This window comes from Rhizobium sophorae (genome assembly GCF_013087515.1).
Taxonomy (GTDB): domain Bacteria; phylum Pseudomonadota; class Alphaproteobacteria; order Rhizobiales; family Rhizobiaceae; genus Rhizobium; species Rhizobium sophorae.
In genome coordinates this window covers 42,655-67,131 of record NZ_JABFCN010000028.1, presented here as the reverse complement: position 1 = coordinate 67,131, position 24,477 = coordinate 42,655, and the positions used below count along the sequence as shown (strand labels likewise).

At 62.3% G+C, this 24,477-nt stretch carries 25 protein-coding genes and 1 pseudogene; 10 read left to right on the top strand and 16 right to left on the bottom strand.

The window, feature by feature from the left end; all coding sequences use genetic code 11:
* Positions 1 to 43: 43 nt before the first annotated feature.
* On the top strand, positions 44 to 841 hold the full coding sequence (locus G9X64_RS16025) for a DUF899 domain-containing protein (protein ID WP_171376925.1): 798 nt from the start codon (positions 44 to 46) through the stop codon (positions 839 to 841).
* Between the two features lie 5 nt (positions 842 to 846).
* Positions 847 to 1,197, top strand: a complete 351-nt coding sequence (locus tag G9X64_RS16020) for a hypothetical protein (RefSeq protein WP_171376924.1) — start codon at positions 847 to 849, stop codon at positions 1,195 to 1,197.
* A 101-nt stretch (positions 1,198 to 1,298) separates the two neighbouring features.
* Here the strand turns inward: G9X64_RS16020 and G9X64_RS16015 are convergent, their stop codons facing one another.
* The gene (locus tag G9X64_RS16015; RefSeq protein ID WP_171376923.1) at positions 1,299 to 1,958 is read right to left on the bottom strand and encodes a metallophosphoesterase family protein; all 660 of its coding nucleotides are present in this window, start codon (positions 1,956 to 1,958) and stop codon (positions 1,299 to 1,301) included.
* A gap of 280 nt (positions 1,959 to 2,238) precedes the next feature.
* On the opposite strand from G9X64_RS16015, the gene G9X64_RS16010 reads away from it, so the two are divergent.
* Entirely contained in the window at positions 2,239 to 2,862 is a 624-nt protein-coding gene (locus G9X64_RS16010) for an RNA ligase family protein (RefSeq protein WP_171376997.1), read from the top strand.
* Between the two features lie 103 nt (positions 2,863 to 2,965).
* Here the strand turns inward: G9X64_RS16010 and G9X64_RS16005 are convergent, their stop codons facing one another.
* From G9X64_RS16005 to G9X64_RS15980, 6 genes are all read right to left on the bottom strand, one after another.
* On the bottom strand, positions 2,966 to 3,799 hold the full coding sequence (locus G9X64_RS16005) for an inositol monophosphatase family protein (RefSeq protein WP_171376922.1): 834 nt from the start codon (positions 3,797 to 3,799) through the stop codon (positions 2,966 to 2,968).
* A complete protein-coding gene (locus G9X64_RS16000) occupies positions 3,796 to 4,626 on the bottom strand; it encodes a glycerophosphodiester phosphodiesterase family protein (RefSeq protein ID WP_171376921.1) in 831 nt (276 codons plus the stop codon). The genes G9X64_RS16005 and G9X64_RS16000 overlap by 4 nt, the downstream gene beginning before the upstream one ends.
* Positions 4,627 to 4,637: 11 nt before the next feature.
* The gene (locus tag G9X64_RS15995; protein WP_171376920.1) at positions 4,638 to 5,744 is read right to left on the bottom strand and encodes an ABC transporter ATP-binding protein; all 1,107 of its coding nucleotides are present in this window, start codon (positions 5,742 to 5,744) and stop codon (positions 4,638 to 4,640) included.
* Positions 5,745 to 5,746: 2 nt separating this feature from the next.
* The gene (locus G9X64_RS15990) at positions 5,747 to 6,664 is read right to left on the bottom strand and encodes an ABC transporter permease subunit (protein WP_171376919.1); all 918 of its coding nucleotides are present in this window, start codon (positions 6,662 to 6,664) and stop codon (positions 5,747 to 5,749) included.
* A gap of 4 nt (positions 6,665 to 6,668) precedes the next feature.
* Entirely contained in the window at positions 6,669 to 7,559 is an 891-nt protein-coding gene (locus tag G9X64_RS15985) for a carbohydrate ABC transporter permease (RefSeq protein WP_171376918.1), read from the bottom strand.
* A gap of 98 nt (positions 7,560 to 7,657) precedes the next feature.
* Positions 7,658 to 8,965 (bottom strand): extracellular solute-binding protein, encoded by a 1,308-nt coding sequence (locus G9X64_RS15980; RefSeq protein ID WP_171376996.1) that lies wholly within the window; start codon positions 8,963 to 8,965, stop codon positions 7,658 to 7,660.
* 208 nt (positions 8,966 to 9,173) lie between these two features.
* Between G9X64_RS15980 and G9X64_RS15975 the strand changes: the two genes are divergently transcribed.
* Both G9X64_RS15975 and G9X64_RS15970 read left to right on the top strand, forming a co-directional pair.
* On the top strand, positions 9,174 to 10,325 hold the full coding sequence (locus G9X64_RS15975) for an ROK family transcriptional regulator (protein ID WP_171376917.1): 1,152 nt from the start codon (positions 9,174 to 9,176) through the stop codon (positions 10,323 to 10,325).
* A 314-nt stretch (positions 10,326 to 10,639) separates the two neighbouring features.
* Complete coding sequence (locus G9X64_RS15970; RefSeq protein WP_168312666.1) at positions 10,640 to 11,353, top strand: DNA helicase; 714 nt, start codon at positions 10,640 to 10,642, stop codon at positions 11,351 to 11,353.
* A 624-nt stretch (positions 11,354 to 11,977) separates the two neighbouring features.
* Here G9X64_RS15970 and G9X64_RS15965 read toward each other — a convergent pair.
* Entirely contained in the window at positions 11,978 to 13,093 is a 1,116-nt protein-coding gene (locus G9X64_RS15965) for an IS110 family RNA-guided transposase (RefSeq protein WP_171376995.1), read from the bottom strand.
* Positions 13,094 to 13,438: 345 nt separating this feature from the next.
* Positions 13,439 to 13,843 (bottom strand): hypothetical protein, encoded by a 405-nt coding sequence (locus G9X64_RS15960; RefSeq protein ID WP_171376916.1) that lies wholly within the window; start codon positions 13,841 to 13,843, stop codon positions 13,439 to 13,441.
* Positions 13,844 to 14,167: 324 nt separating this feature from the next.
* On the opposite strand from G9X64_RS15960, the gene G9X64_RS15955 reads away from it, so the two are divergent.
* Positions 14,168 to 15,190 carry an LLM class flavin-dependent oxidoreductase gene (locus tag G9X64_RS15955; protein WP_168312871.1) on the top strand — a complete coding sequence of 341 codons (1,023 nt, stop codon included), beginning with the start codon at positions 14,168 to 14,170 and terminating at the stop codon, positions 15,188 to 15,190.
* A 41-nt stretch (positions 15,191 to 15,231) separates the two neighbouring features.
* Here G9X64_RS15955 and G9X64_RS15950 read toward each other — a convergent pair whose 3' ends face one another.
* Both G9X64_RS15950 and G9X64_RS15945 read right to left on the bottom strand, forming a co-directional pair.
* Positions 15,232 to 15,681 (bottom strand): potassium channel family protein, encoded by a 450-nt coding sequence (locus G9X64_RS15950; RefSeq protein ID WP_168312872.1) that lies wholly within the window; start codon positions 15,679 to 15,681, stop codon positions 15,232 to 15,234.
* A complete protein-coding gene (locus tag G9X64_RS15945; RefSeq protein ID WP_168312873.1) occupies positions 15,678 to 16,784 on the bottom strand; it encodes an AI-2E family transporter in 1,107 nt (368 codons plus the stop codon). Before G9X64_RS15945 ends, G9X64_RS15950 begins: the two co-directional genes overlap by 4 nt.
* A gap of 180 nt (positions 16,785 to 16,964) precedes the next feature.
* On the opposite strand from G9X64_RS15945, the pseudogene G9X64_RS36580 reads away from it, so the two are divergent.
* Positions 16,965 to 17,078, top strand: a pseudogene (locus G9X64_RS36580) (LLM class flavin-dependent oxidoreductase); the annotation flags it as partial.
* Positions 17,079 to 17,097: 19 nt separating this feature from the next.
* On the opposite strand, the gene G9X64_RS15940 reads toward G9X64_RS36580, so the two are convergent.
* A complete protein-coding gene (locus G9X64_RS15940; RefSeq protein WP_171376915.1) occupies positions 17,098 to 17,949 on the bottom strand; it encodes a helix-turn-helix transcriptional regulator in 852 nt (283 codons plus the stop codon).
* Between the two features lie 97 nt (positions 17,950 to 18,046).
* Between G9X64_RS15940 and G9X64_RS15935 the strand changes: the two genes are divergently transcribed.
* Together G9X64_RS15935 and G9X64_RS15930 are read left to right on the top strand one after the other, a co-directional pair.
* Positions 18,047 to 18,970: a phytanoyl-CoA dioxygenase family protein gene (locus G9X64_RS15935; RefSeq protein WP_168312875.1), complete on the top strand. Its 924-nt coding sequence runs from the start codon at positions 18,047 to 18,049 to the stop codon at positions 18,968 to 18,970.
* 298 nt (positions 18,971 to 19,268) lie between these two features.
* Entirely contained in the window at positions 19,269 to 20,192 is a 924-nt protein-coding gene (locus G9X64_RS15930; RefSeq protein WP_168312876.1) for a LysR family transcriptional regulator, read from the top strand.
* A gap of 130 nt (positions 20,193 to 20,322) precedes the next feature.
* On the opposite strand, the gene G9X64_RS15925 is transcribed toward G9X64_RS15930, so the two are convergent.
* From G9X64_RS15925 to G9X64_RS15915, 3 genes are all read right to left on the bottom strand, one after another.
* The gene (locus G9X64_RS15925; protein WP_168312877.1) at positions 20,323 to 21,573 is read right to left on the bottom strand and encodes an MFS transporter; all 1,251 of its coding nucleotides are present in this window, start codon (positions 21,571 to 21,573) and stop codon (positions 20,323 to 20,325) included.
* Complete coding sequence (locus G9X64_RS15920) at positions 21,570 to 22,214, bottom strand: winged helix-turn-helix domain-containing protein (protein ID WP_171376914.1); 645 nt, start codon at positions 22,212 to 22,214, stop codon at positions 21,570 to 21,572. The genes G9X64_RS15925 and G9X64_RS15920 overlap by 4 nt, the downstream gene beginning before the upstream one ends.
* 84 nt (positions 22,215 to 22,298) lie before the next feature.
* Positions 22,299 to 23,405 (bottom strand): adenylate/guanylate cyclase domain-containing protein, encoded by a 1,107-nt coding sequence (locus G9X64_RS15915; RefSeq protein ID WP_171376913.1) that lies wholly within the window; start codon positions 23,403 to 23,405, stop codon positions 22,299 to 22,301.
* Positions 23,406 to 23,661: 256 nt separating this feature from the next.
* Here G9X64_RS15915 and G9X64_RS15910 point away from each other — a divergent pair, with 256 nt between their 5' ends.
* Positions 23,662 to 23,886 carry a hypothetical protein gene (locus G9X64_RS15910; RefSeq protein WP_168313962.1) on the top strand — a complete coding sequence of 75 codons (225 nt, stop codon included), beginning with the start codon at positions 23,662 to 23,664 and terminating at the stop codon, positions 23,884 to 23,886.
* 115 nt (positions 23,887 to 24,001) lie between these two features.
* On the opposite strand, the gene G9X64_RS15905 is transcribed toward G9X64_RS15910, so the two are convergent.
* Positions 24,002 to 24,310, bottom strand: coding sequence for a GCG_CRPN prefix-to-repeats domain-containing protein (locus tag G9X64_RS15905; protein WP_168312880.1), 309 nt, complete (start codon positions 24,308 to 24,310; stop codon positions 24,002 to 24,004).
* Positions 24,311 to 24,477: the final 167 nt, after the last annotated feature.

Below are 24,477 nucleotides of genomic sequence, written 5' to 3'. Positions count from 1 at the left end.
AGCGCCGGATGCTACGACGAGAAACAGGCAAAGGAGAAGACCCATGACGGCACAGCTGAACGCAACACGCCAGCAATGGCTGGCGGCTCGCCTCGATCTGCTCGAAGAGGAGAAGGCGCTGACCAGGCAGAGCGACGCGCTGGCGATCAAGCGCCAGCAATTGCCGCGTGTCAGGATCGACAAGCAATATCGCTTCGACACTGACGGTGGCAACGCCTCGCTGAAGGATCTCTTCGGCGGCCGCTCGCAGCTTCTCGTCTATCACTTCATGTTCGGGCCGGATTATACCGCGGGATGCCCCTCCTGCTCGTCGATCGCCGATGGCTTCAACGGCTTCTTCGTTCACCTCGAAAACCACGATGTCGCCTTTTGGGCGGTCTCGCGCGCGCCGCTCGCAAAGCTCGAAGCGTTCAAGCGGCGGATGGACTGGAGCTTTCCCTGGGCCTCCTCCTTCGGCAGCGACTTCAACGGCGATTTCAGCGTCTGGTTCTCTGCCGAGCAGCAGCACCAGGGCGAGGTAGACTATAATTACCGCCGCGAACCGCCCGCTCCCGAACCGCTCCCAGGCAGGACTGTCCAGGAGTGGCAGCCCCGCGACAGCGAAGCCCCGATCGCTCAGATCGCCGCCATGACCGGCACCGACATTTCCACCTATACGCGCGACCGTCCGGGTGTCAGCGCCTTCGAGTTCATCGACGGCGCCGTCTACCACAGCTATTCCAGCTATGCGCGCGGGCTGGACGGGCTCTGGGGCATGTACCAATGGCTCGACCGCGCACCCAAGGGCCGCAACGAAACCGGCATCTGGTGGCGCCACCACGACCGGTACGGCAAGGAGTGACGCCGATGCTGCTCTCCGCCCACACTCCAGAGCGAGGCGACGGCAACGTCGCTCTCAACGCCGCCGAATGGCTCTCGCTGGCCGCCTCAGCAGACGCATCAGCTGCTAAGCCGAGCAGTGGCATGGCGAGCCCGGGCAGCCGGATCGCCGCCCACGCCGCCGATTGGCTGTCGCTCGCCGCAGCCCCGACATTCGTGATCATGGCACTGCTGACAGCCGCGACCGGCAGCGCCGACATGATCTGTATGACGACGCCGGAGACCTTTCCGATCGGCGGGATGGTGCCGATGTACCTGCTGATGAGCGGCTTCCACCTGGCGCCCTGGCTACGGCTCGCCGCCGGCTGGCGGGCATAACCCACCGATCACGCGCCGCGACGGCGCCGGTATCTCTTCTCCCCAGCGGGGAGAAGAGGGAGCGAGTCGCACTCCCGCTTAACCGAGTCCGGCCTTACCCATTACCAAAGCGACCAAGTTCGTGCCCTCACGTCTATAAAGTCGATCGGCCCGCCGGCAACATCATCGTCGAAGACCGCACAGGAAAGCTTGCCGCCGAAGACGCAGCCGCCATCGATGTTGGTGCGGTTTCCTGTCGTCACCGGGTTGGACAGCGACGGTGTATGGCCGTGGACCAGGTGCTTGCCCCAATAATTGCTGGACTCACCGGGAGGGAACCGTAGCCAGAGAAGATCGCGCTTGGTCTGCCGTTCCAGCGGAAATTCCGGAACAACGCCGGCATGGACAAAGATGCGATACCGATCAACATGCATGAGGGGACGATCGGCGACCCATTGCAAATGCTGAGGAAGAACCCTGCCGTCATAGGACATTTCGGTTTCAAGCCCGCCGTTGCTGATCCATACGTCTCTGCTGTCGCGGTCGGCATAAGCAGCGACCATCATGTCCTCATGATTGCCTTTCAGGCAAATCCATCTCCACGACTCCGATGGACCGGCGATGATCCGGTCGAGGACGCTTTTGCTGTCAGGCCCGCGATCAATATAGTCGCCAACGAAGACGACGGTCCCTTCAGACGCATAAGCCTCGATCCGATCGATCATCCTGTTCAGCGGATCGATACAGCCGTGGATATCACCTATGGCGAACGTGTAGGGCATGTTTCAAGCTTCTCGGTTGCAATGCGACGGCCCGCAGCCAAGGATGAGAAGACGCGCCAGGACTTTGTGCGGAGGCTCACGCCGCTCGCCGTCTGCCGCATGATAGCAAACGGAAGCCCGCTGCCATCGCAAAAACCGACTCGTTCTCCAGCATTTATGGCCATAGCTCTCCTTCCGCTTGAATTCGGATATGATCATCGCACCAACCATCGAAGATGCCGATCCGCAGACGGGTGCGACCTTGCATTGTGCGGTCGCCAACGGCTATGTCTTCATCACCATGAAGAAATACGGACGAACCTATCACCTACCGATTTCGCCCGGAGCGACAAGCGACGATAAGGTCATGGCGAAGCTTGACGGGCTGATGATTGGCGATCTTGTCATCACAGAGAAAATGGATGGTGAGAACACGACCATTCATCGGGGCGGGTCTCATGCCCGTAGTCCCGATAGCCGTTACCATTCATCGCGTGATTGGCTTAAGGCTTTTGCTGCCGGCATCAGCCCGCAGCTGGCAGATGCCGAACGCATCGTGGGTGAGAACCTCTATGCCCGGCACTCGATTGGTTATGATGATCTTCCGTCATACTTCCTCGGCTTTGCTTGGATTGTCGACGGCGAAGTTCAATCCTGGGATCGGACTCTGGCTCGATTCGAAGAACTGAGCATCGTTCCGGTGTCGACTCTGTATCGGGGGCCATACAAAACCGGCCTGTTCGAGGATACTGCGGCCTCGCTGGATAGGACGAAGCAGGAGGGGTTTGTCGTTCGGATCGCTGATGCGTTCCTGGAAGCCGAAATGCCAGTTCGGATGGGCAAGTATGTGCGGGACAACCACGTTCAGAGTGAAACGCACTGGATGCAGTCGGAACTCATCCCAAATCGCTTGGCAAATTCCTGACGGCCGCTCGCCTCTCCTCCGTCATTCCTGTCACAGGAATGACGGAGGGGTGGGGTTGCGCTTCTGCCAAAATTCACGCCGGCGCAATGCCGAAACGCAACAGCTATCTCCCCTCGACAAAGCTCCTGCGGATCGCCTCCCAGCTCTCCGCATCCGGCGCCAGCAGCAGCCGGCCCTCGGTCATCGCAGGACGATAGGCTTCGCCGCTGAGCAATGCCCCGTAGCCGCCGGCTTCGTGATGGATCAGCACGCCGGCGGCGTGGTCCCAGGGCTTGAGCTCGGCGTTGAGCGAAAGGCTCATAGCGCCTGTCGCCACCGCCCGGTATTCATAGGCCGAGCAGCGCCATGTGGTGGTGCGGGCAAAGTGCAGCATGCTCCGAGCGTAGACCGGCTGCTCCTCGGCAGGGAACATATGCAGCGGCACGAAGCCGTGCATTTCCCCGATCGGCCCTGGCGGCGCGACGCTGAGCCGGGTCCTGGCGCCATCGCGGGCGATGTGCCACGCGCCCTGCCCCAGCCGGGCGGCAAGGAAATCGCCGGTCACGGGATAGTGGATCAGCCCGGCAACCGTCTCGCCGCCGGAGACGATCGCCACGATCATGCCGAACAGCGGCAGGCCGTGAGCGAAATTCCAGGTGCCGTCGACAGGATCGATGATGACGGCGAGATCGGCTTCGCCAAGCCGCGTCAGAATCGAGGGATCGGCGGAGACCGCTTCCTCGCCGACCAGCAGCGCCTCGGGAAAGTGCGCCGACAGCGCTTCGGTGAGCCGCCGCTCGGCGCCGAGATCGGCATCGGTCACCAGATCGTCGGGAGCGGTCTTGGTGCGAATGCCCTCGGCGGTGACGCCGAGGAAGCGGGGCAAGATTTCCGCCTCCGCCGCCCGGCGCATATCCTCCATCACGGCGGAGAGTATGTCGTCCGATACGTCCCTCATGTCCGGCGCGCCTCGATATAGGCCTTAAGCGCGGCGGGCTGGTCGGTCTGGATGACGCTAACGCCGGCCGCCATCATCCGTCCCCAGATCGCATCGGGATCTTCAAGTGCCGCACTGTCGGTCAGGCCGCAGCAGGAGACCGGATCGAGCGTGTTGACCCAGAGCGAGATTCCGGCGTTGCGCAGACGTTCGTGCTGGCCGGCCAGCGTTTCAAGCTCATCGAATTTGGCTTCGCACATGAAGGGGCGCGCCGCGATGACTGCCTTGGCGGTCTCTTCGGCGCTCCCGACCCTGAAGAACGCCTGGCCCATGAACGGAATGCCGTCGATCCCGGGCTGCCTGGCGAGCCAGGCCAGCGCCCCCGGCGTGTCGGCGCGAGCCTTGAGATCGACCTGGTCGGCCATGCTCATCTCTTTGACCTTGGCCGCGACGATGCCCATCATCTCGAGGTCCTTCAGGTCGAGATCGACGAAGATGCGGCCGCGTACGGTTTCGAGCACCTGTTCCAGCGTTGGAACGGTCTGCGTCGTGAACGGCTGATCCGGCCCGCCATCGGCCATGCGCAGCCGCAGGCTGGTGATCTCGGCGATGGTCATCTCCTCGGGGATGCGATCGATGCCGGCCATGCGCTCGAGCGTGTCGTCGTGCAGGATGAACAGCACGCCATCGGCGCTCTGGCGGATATCCACCTCGACGATGTCATAGCCGCCGGCAATCGCATTCTCGATCGCGGCAAGGCTGTTTTCGGGAGCCTGATGCCAGGCACCCCGATGGGCGACGATAGCGCAGGGGCGCGACGGGTCGGCAATGTGGTCGATATATTTCATGGGGATGTCCTTTAGTTTGCGCCGAATGCGCCTGGCATGGCCTTGCCGCTCTCCGCATCGAAGAGATGCAGGCGGGAGGCAGGGAGATTGAGAAAGAGTTGGCTATGATCCGGTATTTCAGCGCCGAAGGGCGTGGCGATCCTGACGACCGAGCCGCCGAGCTCGACTGCCAGGATCGCATGCGAGCCGAGATCCTCGCGAAACCGCAAAGCTGACGTGACCACATGTCCGTTGGCAGTGTCGCCGATGAGGATATCCTCGGGCCGAATGCCGAGCTGATAGGCGCCGTTAAGCCGCGCTTGCGCCACCACCTGCCCGTCGGCGAGCCTGAGCACCGTGCCGTCGCCGATGACCGGCAGGATGTTCATCGGCGGCGCGCCGATGAATTTGGCGACGAAGACCGAGGCCGGATGGTGATAGATCGCCTTCGGCGTGTCGAACTGTTCGATCCGGCCCTTGTTGAGAATGAGGATGCGATCAGCAAGCGTCATCGCCTCCACCTGGTCATGGGTGACGAAGACGGTGGTGGCGCCGATGCGCCGGTGCAGTTCGGCCAGTTCGACGCGCATCTCATGCCGGAGCTGCGCATCGAGGTTGGAAAGCGGCTCGTCGAACAGAAGCACGCCGGGTTCGCGCACGATGGCGCGGCCGATCGCGACGCGTTGCCGCTGGCCGCCGGAAAGCTGCCCCGGCTTGCGGCCGAGGTAATCGGAAAGGCCGAGCATCTTCGCCACCGCCCCGACCCGCTCGATGCGCTCGGCCTTCGCCATGCCTGCGACCTTGAGGCTGTAGGCGATATTGTCGAAGACGCTCATATGCGGATAGAGCGCATAGTTCTGGAACACCATGGCGCAGCCGCGATGTTTCGGTTCCAGATCCTGCACCTGCCGGCCGCCGATGACGATCGTGCCGCCGCTCACCCGCTCCAGCCCGGCGATCACCTGCAACAGCGTGGACTTGCCGCAGCCGGAGGGACCGAGCACGACGGTGAATTCGCCGGCTCGGAGTTCGACATCCATCGGCGGGATGACGACGGTCTCGGCGTCATAGGCCTTGGTGACGCCTGATAGCGTGATGTTGGCGGCAGCGGCGCGGATGGCCATGTCGATGGCGTTCATGCCTATTTCTCCGTGAGAGCGAGGCCCTGGACCAGATAGCGCTGCAGGAGCGCGATCATCGCGAGCGGAATGATGGAAACGATGACGGCGCCGGCCATGATCATCGGAAAGTCGGGGATCTCTCCCTCCGAATCCGGCACGAGCCGCGCCAGCCCGACGACGGCGGTCTGCATGTCTGACGTCGAGGCGGCGACCAGCGGCCAGAGATATTGCGTCCAGCCGCTGAGGAAGGTCAGCACGAAGAGCGCGGCGAAGCTGGTGCGCGACAAGGGTAGCAGGATATCGAAGAGAAAGCGGATCGGCCCTGCCCCATCCATGCGCGCCGCCTTGAACAGATCCTTGGGCAGGGTGAGGAAGAACTGGCGGAACAGGAAAGTGCCGGTGCCATGCGCCACAAGCGGCGCGATCAGGCCGAAATGCGTGTTCAGCACGCTCCATTCGAGCTTCACCGGCGCGCCGAAATAGTCGGCGATCAGCCCGTTCAGGCCGGTGATATCGAGCAGCGCGTTGACCGGCGAAAACACGTTCGACGCCACCTGGTAGGTGGTGATGACGCGGATCTCGATCGGCAGCATGATGGTCGCAAGGATGAGCGCGAAGACAACGCCCGCCAAGCGAACCCTGAAATAGACGATGGCATAGGCCGACAGAAGCGACAGGACACAGGTCGCGAATGCATCACCAAAGGCGACCACCAGACTGTTGAGCATCTGGACCGGGATGTGCGTCTCGGTGAAGATGTGCGCCGCATTGGTGAAAAACTGGTCGCCGGGATACCAGGCGAGCCCGTTGCGCAGGATGAATTCATAGGACTGCGAGGCTGTCGCCAGCGTCAGATAGAGCGGCCCGAGGATATAGACGATGCCGACGATGAGCACGAAGCCGGCAGCGGTGTTGAGGGAACGTGCGTTTTCGATCATGGGGTCACCGCTCGTAGTTGATGCGCCGGCCGAGGAAGAGGAATTGGGCGGCGGTGAGGAGGACAACGAAGACCATCAGGATCGCCGTCTGGGTCGAGGCGCCGGAGAGGTCGTAGCCGCTGAAGCCGTCGGTATAGATCTTATAGACCAGCAGCGTGGTGGCGCCGCCGGGGCCGCCATCGGTGATCGTATCGATCAGCGCGAAAGCCGAGGTGACGCTTTCGGTGAACTCGAGCACCAGCGTCAGGAAGAGTTGCGGCATGATGAGCGGCAGTTGCACGTCGAAGATGCGCCGCCACGGCCCTGCCCCATCCATTGCGGCTGCCTGGTGCATGGTCTTCGGGATCGACTGCAGGCCGGCGAGCAGGATGACGAAATTGAACGGGATGCCGCCCCAGACATGCGCGGCGATCAGCGTGATGAAGGCATCCGTGCCGTTGATGCCGGGCGCCCAGATGCCGGGAAAGGCTGAGTTGAGTGGCGCGAGCACGCCGACGAAGGGATTGAAGATGAAGGCGAAGACGACGCCGATCGAGGCGCCGGCAACCCCCTTCGGCCAGACGAGCACATTACGCGCCGGCAGCGCCAGGCGGATCTTCCGGTCGGCCGCGAGCGCAAGGATCAGCGGGATCAGCACCGCAAGCGTGGATGCCGTGACCATGAAGATGATTGTGCGCCAGCCGGCCTCCCAGAATTCGGGATCTGCGAGTACCCGCGCGAAATTATCCCAGCCGACGAACATCGAGCCGCCGCCGAAGGGGCGCTCGAGGAAGAACGACCAGTAGAACGCTTGAAAAACCGGCACGTAGAAGAAGAGCGCAATCAGCAGCATGAGCGGCGCTACCAGCAGAAGCGGCAGCCAGCGATGGCTGAAGAGAGAAGATTCCGACGTCATGGAGAAGCCCTGCATTGGAAGACCGCACGGGAGCGCGGGACGCGCCCGTGCGTGGGACGCGCGGGACGTTCAAACGTCCCGCGCGTGAGATGTCGGGATCACTGCATCCTCACGCCCTTGTAGGTCTGCTCGAAGCGGCGCAGCAACTCGTCGCCGCGCTTCTTGGCATTGTCGAGCGCCGCCTGCATGGTCTCCTGGCCGGCAAAGGCCTTCTGCGTCTCTTCCATGAACACCTGGCGGAACTGCACGTAGAAGCCGAGACGGATGCCGCGGGTATCCGGCGTGCGCGGCTGGTTCATCGACTCGATGCCGACGGCGGCCGTCGCATATTTCGGCGCGTTCGCCTCGCCGCTCTTGGCGATCGCATCCATCACGTCGTTGGTGACGGGCACGTAGCCGGTGGCGGCGGTCAGGAACATCTGCTGTTCGGGACGGCGCAGGAAATCGAGGAAGGCCTTGGCGCCTTCGACCTCGGCCTTGTCGTGGCCCTTCATGATGTAGATCGAGGCGCCGCCGACGAGCGTGTTGTGGCGCTCATGGCCCTCATACATCGGCGCCATGCCGACAGTGATCTGGTATTTGCCGTCGAAAGCCTTGGCGGACGCGGTGTAGGAGCCCGACGAATTCTCCATCATCGCGCATTCGCCGGTGTTGAAGGCGGCGGTGAAATTGCCGGCCTTGGTATCGGTCCCGAGCTTGACGAGACCTTCCTTGCGCCAGTCGACCAGGTTCTGGAGATGCTTGGCGCCGAAGGTGGTGTTGAAGACATATTCGGCGTCGAGGCCGTCATAGCCATTATGCTCGGAGGCGATCGGCAGACCGTGACGGGCCGAGAACTGTTCGAGCACACGCCAGGTATCGCCGTCGGTGACGAAGGGGCATTCATGGCCTGAAGCCTTCAGCTTGCGGGCGGCCTCGATGATCTCTTCCCAGGTCGTCGGCGTCTTGGTGATTCCGGCTTTCTCAAGCTCGGTCTTGTTGGTGTAGAACAGCAGCGTCGAGGCATTGTAGGGCTGCGCGAAAAGCTTGCCGCCGGATGTTTCGTAATAGGCGCGCGCCCCGGCGATGTAATTGTCCCACTTGACCTCGGGCAGTACGTCCTGAACCGGGACGACGGCATCCGACAGCATCAGGTCGAGCGTGCCGGCATCGAAGAACTGGATGAGAACGGGATGGTTTTTAGCCCGGAAAGCGGCGATCGCCTTCTGCATCGACACTTCATAGCTGCCCTGGCCAACGCAGGTGACGTGATGCCCAGATTGCGCGGCATTGAAAGCGGCGCACTGATCCTGGATCGCCTTTTCGGCAGCGCCCGTATTGCCGTACCAGAATTCGATGTTGGCGGCCTGCGCAGAACATACGCCCGCCATCAGCGCGGCCACAGCCGCGAGAATGGAAATCTTCATCTTGCCCTCGCCTGTTTTGATAGCCGGGTTCATGCCCGGCACCCTGACGAGGCTTTATTACACGCAGTGTGTAACAATTTGGTGACGCACACAAGACACTTGTCGCGGAACGAGGCTGCTGTTATAGGGTGAATGAGCTAAGTAGCCAGGAATACAACAACAATTACTACACCTCGATAGTAATTTTTGGACGAAGGAGGTGTTTGATATGGCCTATTTTCCGGAGCCGCTCATCGCGCCGCACTTCCTGCGCGAAGGCGGCGGCGTCGTCTCCTCGAACGAGCGCGATCTGCTGAAGCTGATCTGGCGCAATCCCGGCCTTTCCCGATCCGAGGTCACCTGCCACACCGATCTCACCCAGCAATCCGTCTACCGCATCATCGACCAGTTGGAGGAGCGCGGCATCGTTTCCTTCGGCTCGCCGAAGCCCGGCGCCGGCCGCGGCCAGCCGAGCCCGACGCTTAGGCTGGACGGCCGCTACGCCTATTCCTGCGGCATCTCTGTCAACACCGACGTGATCGGCGTCTGCCTGATGGATATATCGGGCAATGTGCTGGCCGAAAGCAGCATTGCGCTACGCGAACGCACCATGGCCCAGGCGCTCGATCTCGTTCGCGAGCAGCTGATCGAGCACCAGAGGGCGAACAATCTTTCCGAAGGGGCCTTCTTCGGCATCGGCTTTGCCATTGCCGGCTTTCACGTCAGCGGCACCCGCTTCAATGCGCCGCTGCCGCTGCATGAATGGTCGCTGATCGAGCTCGGCCCGCTGTTGTCGGAATTTTTCAACAAGCCGGTCTGGGTGCACAACGGCGCCAAGACGGGAGCCATCGCCGAATCCATGTTCGGCGTCGGCCGTTACATGAAGCACTTCGCCTATCTCAGCTTCAATTACGGCTTCGGCGGTGGCCTGATCACCAACGGCGAACTGCTGCATAACGGCATCGGCAATGCCGGCGAATTCTCAGGCATCTACGACGCCGAGGAAAACAAACGCCGGCCGGCCTTGCAGTACCTGATCGAAAAACTCAACCGCAACGGCGTCGACGTTCCCTCGATCAGCTATATGCGCAAGCATTTCGATCCGAAATGGCCGGGAGTGACAGAATGGGTTGATGAAGTGACGCCGGCCTATAACCGCCTCATCAATGCGATCTGGGCGATCTACGACCCGCAGGCGATCATCTTCGGCGGCCAGGTCCCTTACGCTCTGGCGCAGATGCTGATCGACCGGACCGAGATCTATGACCGCCCCCGCTACGGCGTGCCGCGCCCCCGCCCGAAGCTTGTCATCTCAGAAATCGCAAGCGACGCCTCGGCCATGGGTGCCGCAGTGACCCCGTTCAAATCGGCCTATTATTGAACCCGCCGCTTCCTCGGCATCAACGAGCCCGAAACCGACTCCCGCTCAGCGGCTTACGGCAATTGCCTCTGCTCTTGCTTTAGGAAGCCGATGGGCAAGTAGCGCTGGACGAGAAGCGCATTTTTTGCCCTGACTCGGCGCAGGCGATTTTCGCCCGGCCGGTCCTGCGCTATGATCTGATTCTGGCGCAGCCCACGCCTCCCCCCTCCACCGGGAAAGCAGATTTCATGCGGGGCCACCCGAAACCGAACCGACTGTTCGAGCACTTGCATAAGGAGGGATTGCGAAAACCGCTCGCAATAGGAGGTTTATGAATGAAGATGTCTGCGCCTATCTATCACCTGAAGCGTAAAGCCAGAAAGCTCTCCCGAGCCGAGGACCTGCCCCTGCACCAGGCGCTCGACCGCATAGCCCTGGAAGAAGGCTACGGCGGCTGGAGCCTGCTTGCGGCAAAAGCAGCGGCGGAAGCACCCGCCGGCAAGCTGTTTCAGCAATTGCAGCCCGGCGATCTCCTGCTCGTCGGCGCCCGGCCAGGCCACGGCAAGACCCTGATGGGCCTCGAACTCGCCGTCGAGGCGATGAAATCAGGCCGTCCCGGTGTGTTCTTCTCGCTGGAATATACGGAAGAGGATATTGTCGATCGCTTCCGCGCCATCGGCGTCGACCGGGCGCAATTCGAGCGTCTGTTCGAATTCGACGGCTCCGACGCCATCAGCGCCGGCTATATCGCCGAGAGACTGGCCTCCGCACCGCGCGGTACGCTCGTCGTCATCGACTACCTTCAGCTGCTCGACCAGAAGCGGGAGAACCCCGAACTCTCTGTCCAGGTCCGCACTCTGAAGGCTTTCGCCCGCGAGCGCGGCCTGATCGTGGTTTTCATCTCCCAGATCGACCGATCCTACGAGCGATCGCAAAAGCCCCTGCCTGATATCGCCGATATCCGGCTGCCGAACCCGCTCGACCTGAAACTGTTCGACAAGACGTGCTTCCTGAACAACGGCCAGCTGGCGTTTCAGGCTACGCGATAACGACCTGCCGTGATCCGCTCGCGGGCCTCACGCACGGCCCGCGGCACCTTGCTCCATTGGTCCGGTTTTATCATACTGCCCGGCATGAGCGGATATGGGAGCCCTGTCGATTTCTACACGCGCCCCCGGCCAGATGACATCGGCCGGGCCGCATGCCCCGCCCTTGCAGCGCTCAAGGGCGTCGAAACCGTTGCTGCGGCCGTGCAAGGCGCGTGCTGCATGAATCCTGGGCTCCGCGCTACAATCAGCCGCTCACCCCGGCGCGCAGGGGAAGTCTGGCGAGTGGATGATTTAGTTCGCCAGCGACATGTACGGCGAACCTTCCGTCCACGTGTGAGAGGAACACCGCTCTGATGTCCGTTGTCAATGCTTTGGGCATGAGGAACCGACCGCCCAAACGAACGGCTGTTAGGGTGATCGCGTATGGGTGGAGGCGGAACTCAAGGACGTCGGTGATCAAGCTCTGATGCGCGGGTTGGATACCGCATTCCCGATTGTGCGTCCGGGGCTGTTCCTATCTTACTGCGGGCGTCGGACAGTGCCGGCCACAAAGCGTCTGACGGGTGTTCCCCTGCCGTTGTCCCGCCTCCGCCCATGCGCGAGGTGCAAGTTCGTTGCGACGATCTAGGATCTGATCGATTGCGCCTCCCTTGCAACAGCCCACATGAAGCCCGCCAGTTCACGGGCGATCGCAGTGCAAACCACCGTCGTTCGCTTTCCTCGTCCGGCCAACATGCGATAACGAGCCGTCAACCGGCTCTGAGCCTTCCATGCGATCTCCCGCACTTTCGGCGGCGCTTCCTGCAGACGGTATAGCTTCCTCGCGCCGACCTTCGGCGGGTGGCGATAAGTCCACGCGCTCTCGACCAGCATGTGCCGAACCCGACCGTTGCCTGCCTTTGTGATCGAGCCCCGTCTGACCGTCTCACCCGTTGATCGCTCACCAGGGACCAAGCCGAGATAGCCCATCAACTGGCGCGGACTTTCAAAACGGCTCACGTCGCCGACCTCAGTGGCGAATGTGACGGCGACGATCAGATCGACCCCTCGCAGTGTCTGCAGAGCTCGAATGACCGGAGCCAGAGACCAATTCGGGACGAATTCCTCAATTACCGTCTCCAGACGTCCGACGCGTTCTTTCGAGACGCGCACCGCCTCGACCATTTCCTGCAAGGCTATCTGATGCGCCGGATGATCGAACTGTTGCTCCTGCAGCCAGCAAAGGTATCGCATCGTCCAGGCTTTCTTGCGTGGATAGATACGACCATGCTTGAGCATAAAGGCACTTATCTGTTGCCGGTGAACCCGCAAAGTCTCGACAGCGGCAGCTCGAGCACGAACGAGGTCCCGCATCGCCTCATGGCCCTCATCGGGAACCCATACTTCCGTGAGCTCGCCGGCCCTCAATAGCCGGGCGAGCGCAAGCGCATCTCGACGGTTCGTCTTTACCCTGTCGCCTGGTTTCCTTGGTATCAGTGAGGGAGCCACAACCACACATTCATGGCCAAGTGATCGGATTAGCCGATGTAGGCCGTAGCCAGTTGGGCCTGCCTCGTAACAGAAATGCACGTGATCAAACTTTGCGGCTATTCGCTGGATGACGCGGCGCATGTTGGCATCCGATGCATCAACCTCACCCCAGAAGCGAACCTCTCCCTCCCGGCCGGATTCAGCGACAGCGACCGCATTCTTTAGTTTGGCAACGTCGATTCCAACGAACACTTCTCTATAATCTGCCACGGCTCGTCCTCCTGTGATGAGGATCGGCTCGGCCTGTCCGAGCAACCCTCGGAAGACCAGTGTAGGGCGAGCCACCTCAGCTACGAAGACGGACATACGGTCTTACAGAAAAGGCAGTAAGTAGGCGATTTAACAAGTATTCAGGCGGCGTAGGGGTGCGGCGTATAGCAGAGAAAAAATGCTTGCTGGGGGCGTGAATGTTCTCGGGGCACACCAAGAGGGCCATCACCTGCAGCCTCGGTAGCGACGAACTCTGCAAGCACAACAGGTGCGAGTCGAAAGCCCCCTGGTGAACCGCTATCTCGGGTCACTCGGCTGAGCTTGCTTTACGAAAGCGCGCTAATTTCACCCGAGCAGTTGCGACTCGGCTAGCGTGAGGATGAGATCCGAGTCCGATTCTTGATTGTGCACCAAGCCAACAACTTTAGGCATGTGCGCAGCGACGTTGGTCACCCGGCGCACGCGAATGTGGTTGTCCTGAATCGTGTTGCGGACCTCGCCGCTGGGTAGGCCGCTGCGCACCAGGATCTCCAATGCGGCGGCCGTCTTTGCACGGCGCTTTATGGGAGCGGTGACGGTAAAGATTACAGCCTGCCCTTCCGGTACGACCTCAGCGAGAGCGACTTTCAAGCTGTTGATGAGCCGCACAACGGATTTGTCAAACCGCAGGCGAATCTTGGCAGCGGTGATGCGATCCATAATCTCACGCTCGACTATGGACGTCTCGACTGCTGGCGGCCCTGCATTCATGCGAACATTTCCTCTCGACAGAACGACTCCTCATCGTCCAGCCGTGCAGTGGCGAACTCCAATATACTGTAACACGCATTTATGTCAGCGGTTTAGCGCGGCACAACGATCTACCTCTGAAACGCGTTATATCCATCAATCGCAAAAGCAAAGTGCGAACGTCACCCAGGCTCCTCCAGTCCTGTGCCCATCACAAGATGAAGGAGGAGAGGTCCACGGCAGTTGATCCAATGCCGCACCCATTCGGTTCCGATTGTCTTCCGGGCCGAAATTGTGCGATGACCCATCGACCTCAGACACAACAGATCAAGGTGCGGCATCAGCATGAAGAAGATCGGTTTCCTCTCTTTCGGGCACTGGACGCCCTCGCCTCAATCGCAGACACGCTCGGCCGGCGATGCGCTGCTGCAGTCGATCGAGCTTGCGGTGGCGGCCGAGGAGCTCGGCGCCGACGGAGCGTATTTTCGCGTGCATCATTTCGCCCGACAGCTGGCCGCACCCTTCCCGCTGCTTGCCGCCGTCGGTGCCCGAACCAACCGAATTGAGATCGGCACCGCCGTCATCGATATGCGCTACGAGAACCCGCTTTATATGGCCGAGGATGCCGGTGCGGCCGACCTCATTGCCGGCGGCCGCCTGCAGCTTGGCATCAGCCGCGGTTCGCCCGAACAGGTGATCGATGGCTGGCGCCATTTCGGCTACGCGCCGCCTGAAGGCCAGAGCGAGGCCGACATGGCCCGCCACCATGCCGAAGTCTTCCTCGAAGTGCTGCGCGGCGAAGGGTTTGCCAAGCCGAACCCGCGACCGATGTTTCCCAATCCGCCCGGCTTGCTGCGCCTCGAGCCCCATTCCGAGGGGCTGCGCGAGCGGATCTGGTGGGGCGCGAGCTCCAACGCCACTGCCGTCTGGGCGGCGAAGCTCGGCATGAACCTGCAGAGCTCGACCCTGAAGGACGACGAAACAGGGGAACCGTTTCACGTCCAGCAGGCCGACCAGATTCGCGCTTATCGCGCGGCCTGGAAAGAAGCCGGCCACACGCGCCAGCCGCGCGTCTCGGTCAGCCGCAGCATCTTCGCGCTGATCGACGACCGCGACCGCGCCTATTTCGGCTACGGCAACGACGAGGGCGACAAGATCGGTTTCATCGACGAAAAGACCCGGGCGATCTTCGGTCGCAGCTATGCCGCCGAGCCCGATGCCCTGATCAAGCAGCTCACCGAAGACGAGGCGATCGCCGAGGCCGACACGCTGCTGCTCACCGTCCCCAACCAGCTCGGCGTCGAATACAACGCTCATGTCATCGAAGCGATCCTGACCCATGTCGCGCCTGCGATGGGTTGGCGCTAACGTCTCGGGCAAGCCGTCTTCGTCGGCAGGGCCCCAGCACTCTACCGCTCATGCGCCGTTCGATGTGCCGCGGCCAGTTTCCCCATGGCCTGCTGGATAGCCGAGAAAAACAGGGCCGTCGTGATCCCGAACATCATCAGCCCGTTGGCTGCCTGTAGCGGCCCAAGCAGCCGGATACGGCCATCGAGCACCACGTCGCCATAACCGAGTGACGTGAAGGTGACGCCAGAGAAATACATTGCCGTTTCGAAATCCTCGAAGGCGCCGAGCGCACGATATAACAGCGCCCAAAAAGCGACCTGAAAGATATTGCCCACCATGAGCACGATCATCAGAACCGAAAATTGCACGAAGATCGTCCGCCAGGGCTTTCGGCCGATGGGTTGTGTGCGCGCGTGAGCAAAATAACGCGCGGCCAGCACTGAAGCCAGTGCCTGCAGCGCAAGGCACATCGACATTGCAAGCAGGCCAAGACCAATGACTGTAATCATGGGGCCGGACCTTCGATCTGGGGTCCGTCCTCGGCCGGGCGCTGATGCAGCCATTCCATCAACAGCACGAAGCCGACGGCCAGCAGCACGGGGCCAACAAATATACCGAGAAGGCCGTCGGCTATCATCCCTCCGATGACACCGACCAGGATGACCGGCATTGGCACGTCCGATCCACGGCCGAGCATCAATGGTTTGAGCAAATTGTCGCTCAGCCCGGCGACCAAGGACCATATGGCGAAGATGATTGCCGGTGTTGTCGCTTCCGTGGCAAAAACATAAGCCATGACGGGCAGCGTCAACAGCAGCGGCGGTATCTGCACGACTGCCAAGAGAAACGTGACAAGCGTCAGAGCGCCGGCCGCCGGAACACCAATGGCAAAGAAGCCAATGCCAACGAGCACCGACTGGATCCCCGCCACGCCGACCACGCCGACCGCCACGCCCCGGATCGTTGTGGCAGTCAGGTGGATGAGCCGGGCACCCCGCGCCTTGCTGTTGGTGACGAGTTCCAGCAGACTGAGGGCAAATGCCGCAGCACCCCTGGCGTAAGCGACAAGCACGGCGGCGATCGCGATGGAGAGAACGAAGGAAAATCCGCCGGCGGCCAGGCCGCCAGCGAAGGATGCAAGCCACGCAGCAGGCTTGCTCAATATCTGGCCGTATTGACGGAGCGCCGAAGGTAGGTTGGCGACAGCGAGCGACCAGCCCTCCGAGAGCTTCGCCCCGACCACCGGCAGGTCGGCAAGCCGCGGTGGAGGCGGCGGAATTGTCAGACTGTGGTTCTGCAAGCCGGAAACAAGCCAATAGATGGAAGATCCGAGCGATGTGACCACGACGAACATGGGCACCAGCACGACGGCAACGCCGAACATCCCGATGAGAAATGCCGACCAGCGATTGCCGAGCCGGCCGGACAGGCGCAGATGCAAGGGATGAAGCATGACCGCCAGGATCACCGACCAAAGCAGAATGCCCATGAATGGCAATATGATCCTGGCACAGGCATAGACCAGAAGAGCGACCAGTCCCAGTTGAACCGCGGCATGGACAATGGACGGTCTCGACGGCGCAAGATCGACATTCGATACGCTGGAAGTCATTTTCCCCTCCCGGTCCGGAGCCTCCGCGATTGAGCGAAGCCGGACGTTCACGAATCGGACAACGAAACCTTCCACCCGCTATCGGGCCTGCACTTCATGGTGCGGCGAAAATTTTGCCTAGGCGATGAAAGACCGTCTCCAACCCTCGGTCATCATACATTACTTCGTGAACACGGGATACGCCGACCGCGCGTCTCGGTCTGCCGCAGCATCTTCGCGCCGGCCGGCGACAGCGACCGCGCCTATTTCGTCTGCTGTAACGACGATGGCGACAAGATCGGCTTCATCGACAAGACATTGCCCCGGCGCTCGGCTAGCGTTGACGCCAGTTCCCGGACCCCCAAACCCGCGGATATCTTGCACGGAATTCGCGGGGACTGCAGCCCTCGCGTTCGTGAAAGACCCGCGAAAAATAAAACGGGTCATCCAGGCCGATCATGGCGGCCACCGTTTCGATCTTTTCGTCGGTGGTTGCCAACAGCTGTTTGGCATGGTCCATGCGCACCCGAAGCTGAAATGCCTTGGGAGGCAGTCCGGTTTCGAGCGTGAACCGCCTGCGCAGCGTGGCCGCAGACATGCCGTGTTCGGCGGCAAAGGCTGCGAGGTCCAACGGTTGCATCGCCCGCCGCCGTAGCGTTTCCACGATGTCGGCCATGTCCCGCCTTTCCCGGCGCCGATCGGCCGCGCCGCTTGCCTGTCTGGCGGCTGATATGACGATGCGATGCAGCATCAATGCCGCCGACGCCTGCCCGAGGTTGGTGTCGTCAAGCAGATCGGCATGAAGCTTGCCGAAGAGCCGCACCACCTCGTCGAGATGATGCAGGGCCACGAGGGGACGTCGCTCCGCGATGATCCTCAGCCTCACGAAGTCCCGCGTGAACGACCCTTCGAAAAGCGCCCAGCGCTCGTCCCAGCCGTCTTCGTCGGGGCCATAGGAATGCACGCGGTTGGGAAACAGCCAGAACAGTGCAGGTCCGCTCAGGCTCATGCGGCCGGTGGCGACGGTTTCCAGCCAGCCCTGCCCGCGCTCCACCAGCACGACGGCGAAACTCGGTAGTTTCCGGTCCGTCACCGCACGGCGGGCCTGCTGCCTGCCGCTGCCGGTGACTGCCAGTCCGCCGGCCGCGCCGAGCGGCGTTCTATAGATGGCCTCGGCATCTCTCATGGTGAGCGAAAAGTCCAGCTATGAATTTTCTCTATGTCGGTTGGCATGCCGGATCAGGTAATTGATGACAAGCCAACTCAAGCGACGGAGGAGTGAAATGTCAATTGCTGCGGAGGTCATACAATCCCGCAAGATGGAATTTCCTCTTGCCGCAAATGGCAGAACCTTGCCCGCGGAGCGCATCGGTTGGCTCGCGCCGACCGATCCCGGCATCGGCATCGACGCCATCCGACGCCGCTATCAGGATGATGGTTATGTCTGGCTGAAAGGCCTTCTGCCGCGGGCCGATGTGATCGATTTCCGCCGCTGGGTCTTCGAACGCCTCGCCGAAACCGGGTTGGTCGAGCTCGGAAGCGATTTTTCGCTGGGCTTAGCGTCTGCCGGTGGCTTCGACAAAAGCCTGGCGGACAGGCGCCTGATGTCGCTCGTCCGCTCCGCCGCCTATGAAGGCTTCTGCGCGCAAGCGCCGCTCGCCCGCTTCATGGACGATTTCCTGCAGGGCATCTCCTATCTGCACAAGCGCAAGCTCATGCGTTTCGTCCAGCCGGGATCGCCGACGGCCACACCCGCCCACTATGATCTCGTCTATCTCCGCGGCGGCACCAGCCGCCTGGTGACGGCCTGGATTCCGATCGGCGACATCCCCACCGAGATGGGCGGCCTGGCCTATCTCGAAGGCTCGCACGCCCTGGGCGTCAGGATGGAGGCCGAGTTTCAGGCCGCAAGCGGCGATCTTTCTGCGGAAGAGCGGATCAGTGCCTATAACCGCCACATGGCGGAAGGCGGCTGGATCTCGAAGGATCTGCCCGATATGGCGGAGCGCTTCGACACCCGCTGGCTCGCCGCCGATTATGAGGCCGGCGACGTGGTGCTCCACTCGCCCTACATGATCCACGCCTCGACCACCAACCAGGACCGCAGCCGGCGGCTGCGCCTTTCCACCGACATAAGATATCAGAATGTCGACGACGAGATCGACGTCCGATGGAACAACCATTGGAGTCTCGGCGATATGCTGTAGTCCGGCTTTCCAGGGCCTATTCGGCAGAACCCCGATCGTCTGACGTCGACGCCGGCCGCGCGCCAGCCGGCATTGGCGGCCATGTCCGTTTCCTGCCTGTTTGTCGTGCCCCCGGCCACCCTTGTTGACCGGCGATCCGGTGCGATGGCGGCTATAGCAGGTTGTTTGACGAATGGATATCGATACAGAAGCGAAGCGGTCGGACCTTACTGCCGCGTCGGACGTTGATGGTCGGAACCTTGAATCGATCCCATGACTGACCGACTTATGGCTGTAGCCGAACCGCTCGAGTTGCCTGATGCCGCGTACGAACCTGAACGATATTCTGATCTTCATGGCCGTCGTCGATACCGGAAGCTTTATCGCCGGCGGCCAAGCCATGGGCCTGTCCCGTTCGGCGGCAGGAAAGGCCGTCATCCGCCTTGAAGACCGGCTCGGCGCGCGCTTGCTCAACCGCACGACGAGGACGTTGAGCCTGACCGACGAAGGCCGGATGTTCTACGAACGCGGGCTGCAGATTCTGGCATCGGTCGACGAGGCGGAGGCGAGCGTCGCGGGGCAGAACAGCACGCCACGAGGCGTTCTCCGGCTTACCGTTCCCGATGCCTTCGGGCGGCTCGTCGTGCTGCCTTTGCTTGAAAAATATCTTCGGGTCTGGCCCGACATCCAGGTCGAAGTGAGCTTCACCGATCGCGTGGCCGACATTGTCGAGGAAGGCTTCGATCTGGCGATCCGGATCGGCGCGACGGCGGCGGACACCCGCCTGGTCTCACGCGTGATCGCTACCTATAAGGCGCGGCTCTGCGCCTCGCCGTCCTACCTTGCCGAGCGCGGCGAGCCGCGCGACATCGACGATCTCCCGGTCCACGACTGCCTGATCTTCGCCGGCCGCAATCAAAGGCAGGGCTGGCGCTTTCGCCAGGAAGGCGGTTCCTGGATCAAGGCGCACGGCCGCAGCCGCCTGAGGCTCGACAGCGGAGAGGCGATCCGCGACGCCGCCCTGGCGGGGCTGGGCATCGCGCTGCTTCCCGACTTTCTCGTCGCCGACGACCTCGCCGCCGGTCGCCTGCGGCAGATCTTGCCCGACCTCGAAACCGATGACGCCAAGATCGTCACGCTTTATCCCGACAAACGCTTGCTGGAACCACGTGTCCGCCGCTTCATCGATCTGATGGTCGAGGAGCTTGGGCGCCAGGGGCAAGGCACGCGGCCGCGACGCTAGAACAGGATGATTTTAGGCCGGTCGGCCCAAAGTCTGAATCCTGTTCTAAATTATATGGTTAGAGCATGATGTCGTCCGAAAACCGCTCACACTTTTCGGCATCATGCTCTGGAACAGCAGGCGCACGCTTTCATGCGCCGGCATCGGCGACCGCCTTGTCGAAGCCACGGAAGCTTTTCAGCGCCAGGGGAAAGAGCGTTGCGGCGAGATAGGCGAGCCCGGTGAGCGAGAGCGCCGTGGCTAGGCCGATCGTGCTGATCAACGCGCCGCCGACGAGGCCGCCGAAGGGGATGAGGGCAAAGCAGAGGGCGGCGTTCATCGCAGTGACGCGGCCGGTCAGCGGCTTGGGGATGCGCTCGAAGATCACCGCCGACAGGATCGGATTGAGGAAGCCCGAGGCAAATCCTGCGATTGCCAGGGTGAGGAAAATGAGGGCAAGCGGCGCATCCAGCGCAAGAATGAAAAAGCGCGGAAATCCGGTCAGCAGGAAGGCCACGGTAAAGACCATCAGCCGCGGCATCCGTTCGCCGATCGCAGCGGCAATCGCAGCACCTACGATCGAGGCGCCGGTGAAGGTCGCAAACATCGTCCCCAGCAGTTCCGGGCCATGGCCCGAACTCTGCGTCCAGACTGGCAGCAGCACCGCCCCATAGGCCTGGTCCAGCAGGTTGGTGATCGCCACCATGACGACGATGCTGACGAGCACCGTATCACCACGTAGAAAGCGCCAGCCTTCCCTGAGATCGCCGAGATAGGAGGATATCTCGTCCGGCTGGGCCTCGGGAGTGCTGCGCGGCTCAGGCATACTCCTGAGCCGAGGTATGCCCACGCCAACGATCAGCGCCGCGGCGGCAAAGGTAATGGCATTGACGACGAGCGCCTGGCCCGGGCCGATCAGGCCGATCAGCGCGCCGGCGCCCGCAGCACCCGCCGTCGAGGCCAGCCGTTCGATGGCGCCGACGACGCCGGTGACCCGCTCGAGCGGCATGGCCGCCAGCGCGGCGATATCGGGAACCATCGCCTGCTTGGCGGCATCGGAAGGGCCACGCAGCACGCCCATCACAAAGACGATCGGCAGTAGCAGCGGCGTCGTCAGCAGTCCGAGCCAGTCAAGCATCGGCACCAGCATGACCACGGCCACCGAGGCGATGTCGCAGACGATAGCGATACGCCTCGGGCCGACGCGGTCGATCAGCGGGCCGCTGAGCGCCTTGGCGGCGACATAGGGCAGCATCTCCATCATCGCCGTCAGCCCGGTCAGAACCGGGCTGCCCGTCGTACTCAACACCAGCCAGGGAATGGCGATGGTCGATAGCCGCGTGCCGGAAAGTGAAAGCGTCTCGGCCGCAGCAAGCGCCAGAAATGGCCCACCCCTTCTCATGGCTCGCCATCCCCTTCGCGGTGCGGGAGTCGCCCCGGATAGGGAAAAGCGTGCAGCATGACCGTGAAGGGAACCATACCCGGGGGCGCTAGCTCGCCCAAAGGCGGAGCCACCCGCATTGCTTCGAGAATGAGATCGGTCAGCCGCCTGGTCAGGGCTTCGGCCTGTTCCGCCGTCATCGGGATGATGATGTCGCTGGCCGTACTCGCCTTGCGCCACTCCGCCGGCAGCTCGGCATATTCCTCCAGCGCCTGCTGCATCTGGCCGACCTGCAGGGAGAGTATCGCCTGGTTGAAGGCGAGGTCGAGATAGAGCGCTTCACCCTCGGCCTCGCTTGCCGGCACCGAGGTGAGCTCGTGACTGGCGCGCCACCAGCGGTCGCGCCGCGAAGCATGCGGCGCTTCCTCGATGAAGCCGTATTGGGCAAGCTGGCGCAGGTGATAGCTGGTCGCGCCGCTGTTTAAGCCCAGCCGCACTGCCAGTTGCGTCGCCGTGGCGGGTCCATCGAGCCTGAGCATGCCGAGCATGCGCAGCCGGACAGGATGCGTCAGCGCCTTCAGCGCGGTCGGATCGGGTACGACGCGGCTGAGGGCGCGGGGTGCGGTGACTGATTGAGCAGGCTGCGGGCGCGGATTTTTCATACCGGAAGCCTACTATTGCAAAGATATCTTTGCAAATCTTTCTTTGCATAAACGAAGGTCGCTCACAGCACCCTGCGTTGCGGCTCAATTTTCCGGCAGGGTGAAGACCGCGCAAGGCTGGGCGATGCCGCGCAAGCTGTGCTCTCCGAGCGGCATCAGGGCCGTCGCCGTATTCGCTGCAACCGCGCCCGAGATCAGCACACTTCGGCCGAGCGGCTTGCACAGTCCTTCCAGCCGGCTGACCAGATTGACGGCGGGGCCAATGGCGGTAAAATCCAGCCGGTCGGCTGCGCCGATATTGCCCCATAGGATCTCGCCGAAATGCAGCGCCGCGCCGAAGGGCAGCGGCGCCAGCCCCTGCGCCAGGCGCATCTGGTCGAGATGGGCCATGCCGGCACGGCTGGCAGCAACCGCCCTGAGGGCTGCCTCGCAGGCTTCCCGGTCTCCGTGGCCCACCGTTCCCGCGTCGTCGGAAGTGTCCATGACCGGAAAGATCGCCAGCACGCCGTCGCCGATGAATTTCAGCACCTCGCCGCCAAAGGCGTGCACCGCGCCTGCCACGCGGTCGAACCATGCGTCCAGCGTCGCGATCATCGCGTGCGGCTCCGTCACCTCCGAAAGCGCGGTGAAATCACGCAGATCGGCGCAGAGAAGAGCGGCACGTATGGTCTCGCCGGTGCCGCGAGCAAGCTCGCCGGCTTGCACCCGGGCGGCACTACGCCGGCCGAGATAGGCTTCGAGCAGGGCTGCCCGCGCCTCCCGCGCCGCGAGCGCTGCGAGCGGTGCGGCGGCAAAACGCGCGACCTCGCGCAGCCGGTCGGCTTCGGCCGGAGCGAATCCGCCGGCCTCTGCCCCGTTGTCGGTACCCGCCCAGCCGAGCATGGGACTATCCTGCGAAGGTCCTCTTCGCTCCTCCCATACAGGCCCGAGCGCGGTCAGCCAGTCGCGCCCGGCCTCGCTCTGCGGGGATGCGGCAAAGGCGAGCGCCTCGATGACAGCACCGGTCTCGGCCCGCCACAACCAGGTGCGCCGCGCAATGATCGGATGAGGCACCGAAAGCGTCAACGTGCCGCCGGAAAGCGGCAGGCCGTCGGCCAGCAGCCGGCGCCCGAGTTCGGCCAGAAACCGTTCGGGACCGGGCGAGGCTCCGGCCTCGTCAACCAGCCAGGCAAGGGGAGATGGCAAATCCATACCGTGATCATGGCACGCCCTCCCGTGCAGCCGCAAGGACATCCCCGAGGTGTCGACAAACCGATATCCCGCACGTCCGTCGGGACATCGATCAGGCTGTTGTCTCGAGCGCGTCCTCCCGCAGACGCCCGACATTAACAGCACGCCCCTGTCGAAAACCATTCACCGCGGTGGAAAACGAAAAATAAACACTTTAAACTTGCGCCGCTTTGATTCCATTATAACGTCGTTCGTCATCGTGTGATTGAGGGGTGCGATGGGTACGATATTCTGGCCGAAAGATCCGCTGGATGGGAATGACATGACGCTGCTGACGTCGATCCTTCGGCGATGGTGCGCACGCTACGAGATCGAGTTTACGGCAGACGAGAGCAAGCTGAAGGCGAAAGAACTCGTCGAATGGTTCGAATTCGGCGTCAAGGATCCCGTCGAGCTCGAAGAACTAATCGACGGCAAGAACTGGCTCGTCAGCAGGATTTGATCGTCTCGAACAAATCGGGAGGACGCTGCCTGTCAGCGTCGGCGAAGCTGTTTCACCAGAAGAGGCCGGGCGAAAATCGTCCCGGCCTCCGTCCATCTACAACTAAGCGGGACCCTTAGTCATAATCCCGCCAACGACGGTCGCGATCCCAACGCCGTTCATGGCGCCAGCGCGGGCCATCCCAATCCCGGTGACGCCGCTCCCAGCCCCAGCGGGGTGGACCACCGTAGAAAGCGACCGGCGGCGGGCGGCGCCAGTTTCGCCGGCATTCGCCCCAGCGCGTCAGATGCCAGCCGCGACCGCACGCGTAGTCGACCGTTGTGATATTGCTCTGGACATTGATTGTCCCAATCGGCATCGCCTGCGCTGTGCCGAATGAGAGGCTGCCAGCGAGCAAGGCAGCCGCGATAGAAAGTGCCTTCATCGAGAACTCCATTTCAATCCAGCCGTCCACACCTTATGACCGCCAAATTGAACTGGAGATGAACTACGCGTTCATGTTTGCGGAAGAAAAAGAAGCGCTTCCGCACGGCCGGTCTGAGCGTTCGCCGACCGCTGCTGTCGCAACGTCAAGCGCTTCAGAGGCGCCCG